Source organism: Mesorhizobium sp. ISC25 (assembly GCF_042295465.1).
Taxonomy (GTDB): Bacteria; Pseudomonadota; Alphaproteobacteria; order Rhizobiales; family Rhizobiaceae; genus Mesorhizobium.
Genome location: NZ_CP135441.1, coordinates 2,673,975 through 2,685,380 on the forward strand (window position 1 = coordinate 2,673,975; position 11,406 = coordinate 2,685,380).

The following is an 11,406-nucleotide window of genomic DNA, read 5'->3' on the forward strand; positions in this document are numbered from 1 at the left end:
CCTGAAGTTTAATAGACGGAATGCCGCTCTCGGCCGACACTCGAGTAAGCTATGCCTTCCTTCACAACGTCCACGCCGCGGTAGACGTTTCGAAGGTCAACCATCACCGGCATCGCCATAACTGTGCGGAGCCGCTTCAGATCGAGCGACCGAAACGCATTCCACTCGGTGACGATGACGATCGCATGCGAGCCATCGGCAACTGCATAGGCGCTTTCCCCGAACTCAATGCCCTCAATCATCTTGCGCGCCTGCTCCATGCCGACCGGATCATATGCCTTAATCGAAGCGCCCGCATCCTTGAGTGCCTGAATGATAGCCAATGAGGGCGCATCGCGCATATCGTCGGTATTCGGCTTGAATGTAAGGCCCAGGATACCGATGGTCTTGCCACGCACCGAGCCGCCGCAGGCCTCGATCACCTTGCGCGCCATCGCCCGCTTGCGCTGGTCATTTATGGACACAGTCGTTTCGATGAGCCGGACGGGACTTGCCGCGTCCTGCGCGGTCTTGACCAGCGCCAGGGAATCTTTCGGGAAACAGGAGCCGCCATAGCCCGGCCCGGCATGAAGGAACTTTGCACCAATGCGGTTATCCATGCCGATGCCGCGCGCGACGTCCTGCACATCGGCTCCTAATCGCTCGCACAGATCCGCAATTTCGTTGATGAAGGTGATCTTCATGGCTAGAAATGCGTTGCCGGCATATTTGGTAAGCTCCGCCGTACGCCGGCTGGTATAGAATATCGGTGCGACATTCAGCGAGAGGGGACGGTAGATTTCGCCCATGACGGCTTTGGCCCGTTCGGCATCGGTCCCGACAATGATGCGGTCGGGCCGCTTGAAATCCTCGATTGCCGATCCTTCGCGAAGAAATTCCGGATTGGAAACCACCGCAAAATCGGCGGTGGGATTTTGCTCCCGGATGATTCGTTCTACCTCATCGCCGGTACCGACAGGGACGGTCGATTTCGTCACCACGACCGTAAATCCCTTGAGCGCGCGCCCAACTTCGGCGGCCGCATCGTAGACGAAGGACAGATCGGCGTGCCCATCGCCACGTCGTGACGGCGTGCCCACGGCGATGAAGACGACATCCGATTGAGAAACGGCATCGGCCAGATTGTCGTCGAAACGCAAGCGACCTTGCGCGGTGTTCGTGGTGACGAGGTCGTCGAGCCCTGGCTCATAAATCGGCATCTTGCCGAGTTTGAGCATGGCAAGCTTTTCCGCATCACGATCGACGCAGCAGACCTGATGGCCAAAGTCGGCGAAACAGGCGCCCGAGACGAGCCCTACATAGCCGGCACCAATCATTGTTATTCGCATATCGCGTACTCTCAATCAGCGCCGACGAGACGATCTCGCCAGACAGCGCCTATCCCCACCGAACGACGGCTACCGCACTCCCGGGTGAAAACCCGAGAGCCGATCCTACAACAATTTGCATCGCCTCGCCGCACCTCGATGCTTGCGATTCATGCGATGGCGACGAGATCCCTGGCATCAAGGTCGACAGGTATCTCGCCATTCATGATGGCAACCAGAACCCGAGCCCTTCCGGCTGGATCGAGCCGGTCAAGGCGACCGATCATTTCCGCGAAAGGGCCAGAAAGGATCCGGACCGAGGCACCGGCTTCAAGACCGCCGCTGAAGTCGAGCAGGCCGTGCCTGCCGGTCAACGCAATGAAGCGCTCTATCAGACCGGAGGGGACAGGCAAAGGCCGGTCTCCTTGCATGACGAGGGAACGCACACCGAACGTTCCGTTGATCGAGCGCCAACGTTGCAGCGCGACGTCAAGGGCGATGAACATATAACCCGGGAAATAAGCTGCGGACCGTGTTTCGAGCCGGCGGGCATGACGCACGGTTTTCTCACAGCGCGGCACAAACGGCTGAAATCCCTGGATCCGGAGATGCCGTTCGGCGACATGCTCCTTTCCGGGAAAGACGCCGGCCGCATACCAGCGGGTTGCCTGCCTGGCGGCTGGCTCTGTCGACAGGATATTCGCCTTACCCGTAGTTTTTTCCGCGCTACTCACGTGTCTTCCCTCGGCGGTTTGCGGCAGGATCTAAGGTCAACGGTTAGGACAGTGTGTGGATACCAGCAAGCAACCAAGCCACTAGAGTCAAGGCGGTTGGGTTAATAATTTCCTACAAATTGTCCGGAAGTTTAGTTGTGCCTAAATAATCATCGGGCCGCTTTCTTTTTCAGCTGGCTGAGATGCTATGTCGAGCAATTTGTCTCCATACGTAGGTGCGTGGTTACGCTGGTTGTGACGAATCGCCCGTCGGTTCTGGTGCTTAGTCCGTCGACTTGAAGCTAATGTGACGGGCTCGCTGGATGGCGTCGCGCTGCAAGCCTGCCGGCCAGCGAGACAGATCCTGCACGGCCACACAAACTACGACGAAAAACCATTTCGAGAGGTCGTCGCGGAGACCACGTTACCATAGAGAGTCATGGGATTCAGGCAATAACATGGTGACAGTGATGCAACGTGTAGTTCCGTTTTGACTTCAGTTCCGCTTGACCGGTTCACTACCGCTTCAGCAGCGACCAGACAGCCGGCACCAGGCTCGCTGCCAGCGCAACCTTGATCAGATCACCGACCATAAAGGGCAACACCCCGAACTGCCAGGATTTTTCCGAGCCGATCAACAGCGCCAGCCAGGCAAAGCCCATTGCCATCATGACGATCTCGGCCACCAGCATGGCATTGAAGAGCTTGATAGGATGGCGATCCCAGCCACGGTCGGCGGCCGAGCCGACGATCGCCGCCATGACGACGAAGCCGGCTAGATAACCGCCGGTCGAACCGAGCATGTAAGCGACACCGATGCCCTTTTCGGGCGTGCTCTGGAAGACGGGAAGGCCCAACGCGCCCTCAGCCATGTAGAGAAGCAGCGTTGCGACACCGAGGCGCATGCCGAAGGAGGCAGCGATCAGCAAGACGGCGAGCGTCTGCATCGAGATATCGACCGGTCCGAGCATGACCTTCGTCTTGGCAGACAAGGTCAGCAGCAGCGTTCCGGCGAGCGCCAGCAAAAGCTGTCCCGCCAAGCGGGCCGCGCCCTTTTCAGGCAAAGCGAGAGAAATGAGCGGACGCATCGTCGTTGCAATTGCCATGGTCTTCCCCGTTCCGGATTGCCGCCGAACGCGGCCTTGCGTTTTCCTATATTGGCTTCCGTGCTATGCGGCAATCGGTTTTGCCCTCGCCCCAAAAAAGGTCGCGACGTTCGCATGGCGCTGAAATTCGATACACGGTTCGATCCGGCCTACGGCCAGGGCGTAGCCGTTGCGCCTGGTATTCAACGCGTCACCGCCAGGAACCCAAGCCCGTTCACATTTCACGGAACCAACAGCTATATCGTCGGGCGCGAGACGCTGGCGGTGATCGATCCCGGACCGGATGACGAGGTACATCTTCGAACACTGCTCGAAGCGATCGGGACAAGGCCGGTCAGCCATATCTTCATCAGCCACACGCATCGCGACCATTCGCCGCTGGCGGTGCGGTTGAAGCAGCATACCGGTGCGGTGGTTCTGGCGGAGGGCCGGCATCGCCCGGCGCGGCCGTTGCGCACCGGCGAGGTCAATCCGCTCGATGCCAGCGCCGACACCGACTTTGTTCCTGATGTCGCGCTGCCTGACGATATGATGATCGACGGCGACGGCTGGGCGATCCGGACGGTGCTGACGCCCGGCCATACCGCCAATCACGCGGCCTTCGCGCTGGAGGGAACCGGCATCCTTTTCTCGGCCGATCACGTCATGGCGTGGGCAACCACGATAGTCGCGCCGCCGGATGGCGCGATGGCCGACTACATGACATCGCTCGATCGGCTGATCGAACGTGACGACCGGCTGCTGCTGCCCGGTCATGGTGGGCCGGTGACCGAGCCGCGCAGCTTCATGCGCGGATTGAAAACGCATCGCAAAATGCGCGAACGGGCAATTCTGGAGCGGATCAACAGCGGCGACCGGACAATCAAGGACATGGTGGACGCGATCTATCGAGACACCGACCCGCGCCTGCATGGCGCAGCCGGCCTGTCGGTGCTTGCCCATCTGGAAGACTTGGTGGCGCGCGGCCTGGTCCACACCGATGGCGCGCCGGCTATCGACGGCATCTATTCGCCGGCAAAGTAGTACCCTTCGGATATCACTCCGCCGGCGCGACGCCCACCTGGCCGGCGACTTCCTCGTCAAGCCCGGCAAGGAAATCGGTGATGCGCGCTGCATTGTCGCCAAGGTCGTAGCGGCCGTAACGCGAGGCCGAGCGCATATCGACGATGACCGCATCGCCGTCATCGGTCACGCGGATGGCGACATCGGCGGGAAGGCCAAGCAGGAAGCTCTTAGCCAGCGCATCGACCGTCACGTCGCTTTGCCCTGCTGCGTCTGGAAATGGCGCCGTGAGCTGCCAGCCGCGCCGATCGAGCACGGTTTTGACCGCCTCCAGAACGCGATCGAAAGGCAAGGTGTAGCTGCGTCCGGTAACAAGCGGATAAGCTTCGATTTGCAGGCGCTGCTCGCCGGGCGTCGGCGGCAAAAGCTCGTTCATGTCCTTTGTCCGGGTAGAAATATCGAGCGCCGGCGGGTCGTCAAAATCAGTCGAGATGTCGCGCAGCGGCGGATAGGTCGCTGTCCAATAGGCCGCGACAGCGTAAGGGATGAGCACCAGAAGCGCCAGCAAGGCGCCGGCGGTCAGGTCATGGCCGCCACGATCACCGAAATTCCACAATCGGGCAAAGGCAAACCCGGCAAACAAAAGCGCAACCGCGGCCAGCAAGGCGACAATGCCAAGCACCCACAGGAAGGCCGGGGTCTCGACGAGGTCATAGCGATGGCCGATGAGAGCGGTCAGCAGCAGGACTGCCGAAAACGCGCCGGCGCGCCGCGACCAACCGGCAGCCCTCGACGTCTGTCGCTCGGGAATTCCCGTCATTGTCTTCCGCGCTGCCCCAACCCGAACAAAGGCATAGTGCCTTTCAGCAGCCGCTTGAAGGCGCAAAGACGCCGCATCTCCGGTCAATCCGTCGGCAGGTGATAGTCCCGGAACTGTTGGCGCAAGGTAATCTTCTGGATCTTGCCGGCAGCGGTGTGAGGGATTTCGCCGACGAATGCGATGTCGTCGGGCATCCACCACTTCGCCACCTTGCCGTCCATGAAAGCGAGGATGTCCGTCTTGGTCGGCTCCCTGCCCGGCTTACGCACCACCACGAGCAAAGGCCGCTCGCCCCATTTGGAATGCGGAATGCCGATGGCGGCGGCCTCCGCCACATCGGGATGGCCGACCGCGAGGTTCTCGAGCTCGATGGACGAGATCCATTCGCCGCCCGACTTGATCACGTCCTTGGCGCGATCGGTAATCTGCATGTAGCCGCCGGGATCGATGTGCGCGACATCACCGGTGTCGAACCAGCCGTCTTCATCGAACTGTTCGGATCCGGTGCCGCCATAATAGGCGCGCGCGACGGCCGGCCCGCGGACCTTGAGCTTGCCGAAGGTCTTGCCATCCCATGGCAGTTCGTTGCCGGCATCGTCCGTCACCTTCATTTCGATGCCGAACGGCGTAAAGCCCTGCTTCTGCTGGACGCCAAGACGGGCCTCGCCCATCAGCCCGGCATAGTCCGGCTTCAGGGTGCACAGCGTGCCGAGCGGCGACATCTCTGTCATGCCCCAGGCGTGGACCACTTGCACATCGTAATTGTTCTGGAACTTCGTCGTGAGCGCGCGTGGACAGGACGAGCCGCCGATGACGACTTTCTGCAGATAGGGCAGTTTCTTGCCGGTATCTTCCAGATGCTGGAGGAGCATCATCCACACGGTCGGCACGGCGGCGGTGAAGGTCACCTTCTCGGTGTCGAGCAGCTCGTAGATCGAAGCGCCATCCATCTTGCAGCCGGGCATGACCAGCTTGGCGCCGATCATCGGCGCGCTCTGGGCAAGGCCCCAGGCGTTGGCGTGAAACATCGGCACGACCGGCAGTATGGTATCGCGCGACGACAGGCCCATGGCGTCGGGCATCGCGGCGATCCAGGCGTGCAGCACGTTCGAACGATGGCTGTAGAGGACGCCTTTCGGGTCGCCCGTCGTGCCCGAGGTGTAGCACATGCCGGCGGCGGTGTTTTCATCGAATGTCTTCCAGGCGAAGTTGCCGTCGGCTTCAGCAAGCCATTCTTCATAGGCAACGACATTCGGCAGCGCAGTCTCCGGCATATGCGCCGTGTCGGTCAGCACAATAACCTGCTTCAGCGACTTGACCGCGCCGGCGATCTTTTCGAGCAGCGGCAGGAAGGTCAGGTCGACGAAGATCGCCTTATCCCCGGCATTGTTCATGATCCAGGTGATCTGCTCGGGAAAGAGCCGCGGGTTGAGCGTGTGATAGATCGCTCCGACACCCATGATGCCGTACCAGGCCTCGATGTGGCGCGCAGTGTTCCAGGCCAGGGTCGCGATGCGGTCGCCAAGCCCGAAACCATCACGATCGAGCCGCCCGGCAACCTTGAGGGCACGATCATGGATTTCGGCATATGTGCTGCGCACGATCGGCCCCTCGATCGAGCGCGACACGATCTCGCGTCTGCCGTGCTGCCTCTCGGCGTTGTCGATCAGCTTGTGGCAAAGCAGCGGCCATTCCTGCATCAGCCCGAGCATCTTGTTCCTCCCGTTATTTTTTTGCCATTGTGCGACGAACCGGCGAATTGTCCAGTCAGGACCGGGCTGGAGCGATGCGTAGAGCCAAATGAGGCGAAATTCGCCACAATCCGGCCATGCTCGGCGCTAACGTGGATTAACGGGCGGGGCGCGATTGGCGAATGAAAGAGGTTCGCATGGACCCGCAGTTCGACGACAAAGCCCTCGAAAATACACTTGCCGAAAGTCTGGCCGATCTGGTAGCGGCCGACGTCGCGCCGGCCGATCTGGTGCCTGACGCCAAAGCCGTTTCCGAAGATGAATTCGTCGAGGTCGTCGGTGGCGCCCTCGAAGCGGTCGGCGGCACGCTCTTGTTCAAGATGTGCGTCGAGAACGAGGGCGAAAGCCAGCACGTCGCTGCCGCGTGCGTCGGCGACGGCGGCAATCGCCAGTTCCTGCTGCTCACCTTGCCGACCACCGGTGGTGCGCTGAAGGTCGAGACCACCTCGAAAAGCACCAATCCGGTGGCCGGTATTGCCGCCGCCTATGCCGGGCTGATGGACGCATTCCAGGCCGCGGCCTGATTTCCAGGCGGGATACCGGAGGAGAGCGCAAGACTACCGCCTGCGGGCGACACCTGCCTGGTGGCAGGCAGCTCTTGCGCAAGGCTCTTGCCGGACACATCTTGGGCCAGACACATCTTGGGTTGAGGCAAGGAGATCCGACATGGACCAGATCGCAAACCCGTCACCCGGCTTTCAGCGCAATCCCGGCAAGACGATCACTGTCGAACCTTACAAGGGTACCGTGACGGTGCGCGCCGGCGATGTCGTCATCGCCTCGTCCAGCAAGGTCAAGGTGCTGACCGAATCGCCCTATCCCCCCGTTTTCTACATTCCGTTCGGCGACATCGACTTCAAGCAGCTTGGCAAGACGGAACACTCGACTCATTGCCCCTACAAGGGCGATGCCAGCTATTGGAGCGCGCTGCCCGCCGGCGATGCAGGCAAGGATGCAATGTGGGCCTATGAGCGGCCCTTCGACGAGATGGCGGACATCCGCGATCACGGCGCGTTCTATCCGAACAAGGTGACCGTCGAGGCCACGCCCGACTGATCAGTCGGTGGTGTCTTGATTGCCGACGCAGTCGGCATCGTCGAGCCGCACGAAGGTGAGGCCCTTGGCCTTCAGCGCCAGAAGTCCCTGCACCACGCCTTCGCCAGCGGCATGGGTCGGCTGGTTGATGTGAGCAATGATGACGTCGCCGTCTTTTGCTGCCGCAATGCGCCGGGCAGTCTCTTTTGCGCCGAGCAATGACCCGCCGTCGCCGTTGACAGTGAATCCGGCGATCTTGAAGCCAAGCTTGCGTATCATCGCGATTGCTGACGGGCTGTATTCGGCGGTTGCGCCGCGAAACCATTTCGGCGCCGGTTCGCCGGTCACGGCAAGAGCGGCAGCACCCGATTCGACCTCGGCCAGCACGGCCTCCGGGCTGCCGGCACTGCGAATGCCGTAGATCTTTTGCGGTGTGTCGACGGCCGGGACGTGGCGGCCGCCATGGTTTTCCAATTCAAACAGTTCGGGATGCGCCCGCATGATCTCGACGGCGGCGGCGTTGTGCTTCAGCCAGATGCCGGTGACGAAAATGGTGGCGGGAATGTTGTTTTCCACCAGCGCCGAGAGAATCCGTGTGTCGGTCCTTCCGCCGCACGCATCGAGCGTCAGCGCGACGCGGCCGCCGCCCGCCTCGGCCTTGATGTGCAGCGTAGGTGCGACGAGCAACTGGGCGTTGCCAGGAGAGGCAGCCCACAGCGATATGGCAACGGCGCAAAAATACTTTTGGAACAGGCGCATCGATTATTCCAGGTCGGCCGGATCAAGGTTGAAGCGGCGAGCCCGAGACCGGCATCAAGGCGGAAATCGGGACGATGCCCCTGCAAAAGCGTCGGCAGCGGCAATTTGACCGCCGGCCTGACCTTTGGCAAGCGCGAGGTCACAATGCGTGCTCCACGTCCTTAACCGTACGTGAAAGGATCGCGCGCACCGCGTCGACCACCGCTTTGACCTCAAGTCGCCAGACGCAGCAAGCCTTGCTCGGATCGGGACGGCGGCACAGGTCCCTGGCTATGCACTCGCAAGGCATGGAGGGCCGCAGCGTAACGCTGGCCACGCCGACAGGTCCCCAGACGGCCGGGTCGGTCAGGCCGAAGAGGCCGACAACCGGCGTTCCCGCGGCGGCGGCCATGTGCATCGGGCCACTCTCGTTGCCCATAAACAGGCGTGCCTGGCCGAGGACCGCCAGCAGCGTTGCAAGCGACAGCGCCCCGACCAAGTTGACGACCGGCGAAGCGCCCTTGGCGACGATGCGCTCGGCAGATGCCCGTTCACTGGGCCGCCGACAAGCAGGAAGTCCAAGCCGGTCTGTCGCGAGAGCTCGTCCATCGCCAGCGCAAAACGTTCCGGTTGCCATTGCCGCCCTCGGAAGCTCGCTCCCGCATGAACGGCTATGAAGGCTTTGCGCCGAAGATGATGCCGGTCGAGAAGCGCCAATGCCTTGGCGGTCTCTAACGGCAGCGGCTCAATCGTCGGGACCTGCGCACGCAACTCCACGCCAAGCGCCTCAAGCGGCGAAAGATAGCGGTAGAGATAATGCTGGCCACCAAAGCCAAACGGCTTGGCTAGGACGTTGGCGGGCTGGCGTTTCAGCCAGCGCAACGGTTTTTCGGGAGGATCATATCCGACGCGGGTCTTGGCGTTGACGAGCCTGACGATGATGCGTGAGGTTTTGGAATCGGCCAGGTCGACGGTCAGGTCAAATCGGAACCGGCACAGAGCGCGCACCATCGCATAAAGCTCGCGACCACGCTGCACAGGGGTGCCACGCATCCGTACGCGTCGGAACGCCACTACGTCCGAGGCGATGCCATGGGCCATCAGGAAATTGGCAAAGCTCGCCTCGCAAAGGAACACGATCCTGGCCTTTGGATATTGGAGGCGCAGATTACTGGCGAGCGCGGAGGCGAGGACAAGATCGCCGATGAATTTAGTCTGAAGGATGAGAATCGAGCGGGACGTGCGTGGGCGGGTTCTGCAACATCTGTTTCTGGCACCGGAGCGGGTTCGGAGGCTGGAAACTGGGCAGAAACGATGTCGGGATTTGGAGCCGTCACGCGCACGTTCGCGTGAATTTCGTTACAAATCGGTAAGGTCAGATACTTGGTGGATTCCAACGCATACCGCGGCCGTTCTTTGCAGCCTGCGCCGCCGATTGCGCGGCGCATCTGTTCCAGATCGAGCAGATCAAAGTCGACGCCGCGATCCCAAAAGCGCCATCAAAGCGCAAGCTTACGGTGCCTGCTTCGCGTCTTTAACCGCACATGAAGGGTCACGTCCACCGTGCCATCAACCGATTAATCTCAAGCAGTCAGATGCAAGCTTTGTTCGCACCCGCCCGCGGCACACTTTCGTGGAACACATACATAAGATTGTCAAAGCGGTCTTCACGAAGACTATTGCCACCCGAAGCTTCCGCCATTGTGTGCGCCCCCAGGGATCAAGCCACATGACCCACTAATCTAGTGAGAGTTGCTCTGTGCCTTTTCCTGGCCTTGAGACTTCGACCACCAGACAAAATACAGCGAGCCCATCCTCATCATAGGCACGCGGCGGTCGCGTTCTCGGGCTCGCAACTCACGATAGGTCTTCATCTTCAGAGTGCCGCCCGGCAACCTGATACGCACTGCCATCGGTCGAACTCCCGTTGTGCAACGCAGCAATTGTGTGCAATGCGGCAAGTAGAGACCTTCCGTTACGGAAGAGTCAACAGCAGCATCATCAACTTAATTTGCGAGCTCGCCTGCGGAGGCTCCGCGCGGCTTTCCCAGGCGCATGGCAAGCCGAAAGAATTGATGCGTCACCCTGGCGACTGTTCATCAATCAGGCGCTGGCGGTTCGACCACCAGGTGAAATAAACCCGGCCGATCTTGACGACGGGTATGCGGCGGGCGCGCTCGCGGTCGCGCAGTTCGCGGTACACTTTCACCTTCAGCGTGCCGCCCGGCATTCTGATACGCACTGCCATCGCTTCCGCCGCCCCAAATTGTGCAATGCAGCATCGCCTTCCGTGGCGGAAGAGTCAACGCCTGACCGCTGACTTTTTCTGGGATCTGTCGAGCGGTCGCGGAAGTTTTGGCGCGCACGGTGGTTCCTGATCCAGCACCGAGGCATCAGTGCCCAGTCGGGATGGTCGGGTGCGGGGGCTTTTTCCTAGGCGAGGACTTGTTGGGCGAGGATGGACGATCGGGCATGCCGCTCGGCCACCAGACGACGAAGTAATTGCCGACCTGCCAAACCGGCACCTCGCGCTTCTGCTCGCGCCGCCGCAGCTCGTCCCTTTTCTTGATCTTCAAAGTCCCGCCCGGAAGCCTGATTCTTATCGTCACGTGTCCTCCCGCACCCCTCCAAGTACGAACGATAGTCGTAACAGTTTCATCCCGGCTAAGCAATTTCGCCCAGGTCGAGCAATTTCGAGCGCGGTAGACGCAGGACTCGGGACCGGAGCGAGATCGGCGGCACCGGCTTCATTTGAAGAAATCCGCAATGCCGTTGATGGCCAGCACCGCATAGACGATCGGTCCGGCGATAAACGCACAATAAAGACAGAGGATCGCCGCCAGCACGAGCAGCAGCGGCTTGTCGCGCGCGACGGCGCGGAGTTCGGACTTCACCGACCAGCGCGCCGCAGCGGTTTGTCCATCATCAGACATG

Annotated in this window: 13 protein-coding genes and 1 pseudogene; 4 read left to right on the top strand and 10 right to left on the bottom strand. The window is 61.0% G+C overall.

Annotation, left to right across the window (positions count from 1 at the left end; all coding sequences use genetic code 11):
• Positions 1-8: 8 nt before the first annotated feature.
• The 3 genes from RQ479_RS13380 to RQ479_RS13390 all read right to left on the bottom strand — a co-directional run bounded on the left by RQ479_RS13380 (position 9) and on the right by RQ479_RS13390 (position 3,126).
• A complete protein-coding gene (locus RQ479_RS13380; protein ID WP_376705430.1) occupies positions 9-1,328 on the bottom strand; it encodes a UDP-glucose dehydrogenase family protein in 1,320 nt (439 codons plus the stop codon).
• Positions 1,329-1,477: 149 nt separating this feature from the next.
• Entirely contained in the window at positions 1,478-2,041 is a 564-nt protein-coding gene (locus RQ479_RS13385; protein WP_376705431.1) for a transcription termination/antitermination protein NusG, read from the bottom strand.
• A 497-nt stretch (positions 2,042-2,538) separates the two neighbouring features.
• A complete protein-coding gene (locus tag RQ479_RS13390; RefSeq protein ID WP_376705432.1) occupies positions 2,539-3,126 on the bottom strand; it encodes a biotin transporter BioY in 588 nt (195 codons plus the stop codon).
• 114 nt (positions 3,127-3,240) lie between these two features.
• On the opposite strand from RQ479_RS13390, the gene RQ479_RS13395 reads away from it, so the two are divergent.
• Positions 3,241-4,149, top strand: coding sequence for an MBL fold metallo-hydrolase (locus tag RQ479_RS13395; RefSeq protein ID WP_376705433.1), 909 nt, complete (start codon positions 3,241-3,243; stop codon positions 4,147-4,149).
• 13 nt (positions 4,150-4,162) lie between these two features.
• Here the strand turns inward: RQ479_RS13395 and RQ479_RS13400 are convergent, their stop codons facing one another.
• The gene (locus RQ479_RS13400) at positions 4,163-4,948 is read right to left on the bottom strand and encodes a DUF1499 domain-containing protein (RefSeq protein WP_376705434.1); all 786 of its coding nucleotides are present in this window, start codon (positions 4,946-4,948) and stop codon (positions 4,163-4,165) included.
• Positions 4,949-5,031: 83 nt separating this feature from the next.
• Positions 5,032-6,660: a fatty-acid--CoA ligase gene (locus RQ479_RS13405; protein WP_376705435.1), complete on the bottom strand. Its 1,629-nt coding sequence runs from the start codon at positions 6,658-6,660 to the stop codon at positions 5,032-5,034.
• 176 nt (positions 6,661-6,836) lie between these two features.
• Between RQ479_RS13405 and RQ479_RS13410 the strand changes: the two genes are divergently transcribed.
• Both RQ479_RS13410 and RQ479_RS13415 read left to right on the top strand, forming a co-directional pair.
• On the top strand, positions 6,837-7,223 hold the full coding sequence (locus RQ479_RS13410; protein WP_352979446.1) for a hypothetical protein: 387 nt from the start codon (positions 6,837-6,839) through the stop codon (positions 7,221-7,223).
• Positions 7,224-7,365: 142 nt separating this feature from the next.
• Complete coding sequence (locus RQ479_RS13415; protein WP_376705436.1) at positions 7,366-7,755, top strand: DUF427 domain-containing protein; 390 nt, start codon at positions 7,366-7,368, stop codon at positions 7,753-7,755.
• On the opposite strand, the gene RQ479_RS13420 is transcribed toward RQ479_RS13415, so the two are convergent.
• Together RQ479_RS13420 and RQ479_RS13425 are read right to left on the bottom strand one after the other, a co-directional pair.
• On the bottom strand, positions 7,756-8,493 hold the full coding sequence (locus RQ479_RS13420) for a polysaccharide deacetylase family protein (protein ID WP_376705437.1): 738 nt from the start codon (positions 8,491-8,493) through the stop codon (positions 7,756-7,758). It abuts the gene before it with no gap.
• A 139-nt stretch (positions 8,494-8,632) separates the two neighbouring features.
• A pseudogene (locus RQ479_RS13425) lies at positions 8,633-9,573 on the bottom strand (glycosyltransferase family 9 protein).
• Between RQ479_RS13425 and RQ479_RS13430 the strand changes: the two are divergent.
• On the top strand, positions 9,565-9,825 hold the full coding sequence (locus tag RQ479_RS13430; RefSeq protein ID WP_376705438.1) for a hypothetical protein: 261 nt from the start codon (positions 9,565-9,567) through the stop codon (positions 9,823-9,825). The pseudogene RQ479_RS13425 and the gene RQ479_RS13430 overlap by 9 nt on opposite strands.
• Before the next feature lie 727 nt (positions 9,826-10,552).
• On the opposite strand, the gene RQ479_RS13435 is transcribed toward RQ479_RS13430, so the two are convergent.
• The 3 genes from RQ479_RS13435 to RQ479_RS13445 all read right to left on the bottom strand — a co-directional run bounded on the left by RQ479_RS13435 (position 10,553) and on the right by RQ479_RS13445 (position 11,405).
• Positions 10,553-10,720 carry a hypothetical protein gene (locus tag RQ479_RS13435; protein ID WP_376705439.1) on the bottom strand — a complete coding sequence of 56 codons (168 nt, stop codon included), beginning with the start codon at positions 10,718-10,720 and terminating at the stop codon, positions 10,553-10,555.
• 145 nt (positions 10,721-10,865) lie between these two features.
• A complete protein-coding gene (locus RQ479_RS13440) occupies positions 10,866-11,081 on the bottom strand; it encodes a hypothetical protein (RefSeq protein ID WP_376705440.1) in 216 nt (71 codons plus the stop codon).
• Between the two features lie 138 nt (positions 11,082-11,219).
• A complete protein-coding gene (locus tag RQ479_RS13445; RefSeq protein ID WP_376705441.1) occupies positions 11,220-11,405 on the bottom strand; it encodes a hypothetical protein in 186 nt (61 codons plus the stop codon).
• Between the last annotated feature and the right edge of the window lies 1 nt (position 11,406).

Coding starts and splice junctions, on each gene's coding strand:
- RQ479_RS13435 (WP_376705439.1), bottom strand. CDS start 10,720: ATGGCAGTGCGTATCAGAATGCCGGGCGGCACGCTGAAGGTGAAAGTG.
- RQ479_RS13410 (WP_352979446.1), top strand. CDS start 6,837: ATGGACCCGCAGTTCGACGACAAAGCCCTCGAAAATACACTTGCCGAA.
- RQ479_RS13415 (WP_376705436.1), top strand. CDS start 7,366: ATGGACCAGATCGCAAACCCGTCACCCGGCTTTCAGCGCAATCCCGGC.
- RQ479_RS13405 (WP_376705435.1), bottom strand. CDS start 6,660: ATGCTCGGGCTGATGCAGGAATGGCCGCTGCTTTGCCACAAGCTGATC.
- RQ479_RS13395 (WP_376705433.1), top strand. CDS start 3,241: ATGGCGCTGAAATTCGATACACGGTTCGATCCGGCCTACGGCCAGGGC.
- RQ479_RS13445 (WP_376705441.1), bottom strand. CDS start 11,405: ATGTCTGATGATGGACAAACCGCTGCGGCGCGCTGGTCGGTGAAGTCC.
- RQ479_RS13430 (WP_376705438.1), top strand. CDS start 9,565: ATGGGCCATCAGGAAATTGGCAAAGCTCGCCTCGCAAAGGAACACGAT.
- RQ479_RS13380 (WP_376705430.1), bottom strand. CDS start 1,328: ATGCGAATAACAATGATTGGTGCCGGCTATGTAGGGCTCGTCTCGGGC.
- RQ479_RS13420 (WP_376705437.1), bottom strand. CDS start 8,493: ATGCGCCTGTTCCAAAAGTATTTTTGCGCCGTTGCCATATCGCTGTGG.
- RQ479_RS13390 (WP_376705432.1), bottom strand. CDS start 3,126: ATGGCAATTGCAACGACGATGCGTCCGCTCATTTCTCTCGCTTTGCCT.
- RQ479_RS13400 (WP_376705434.1), bottom strand. CDS start 4,948: ATGACGGGAATTCCCGAGCGACAGACGTCGAGGGCTGCCGGTTGGTCG.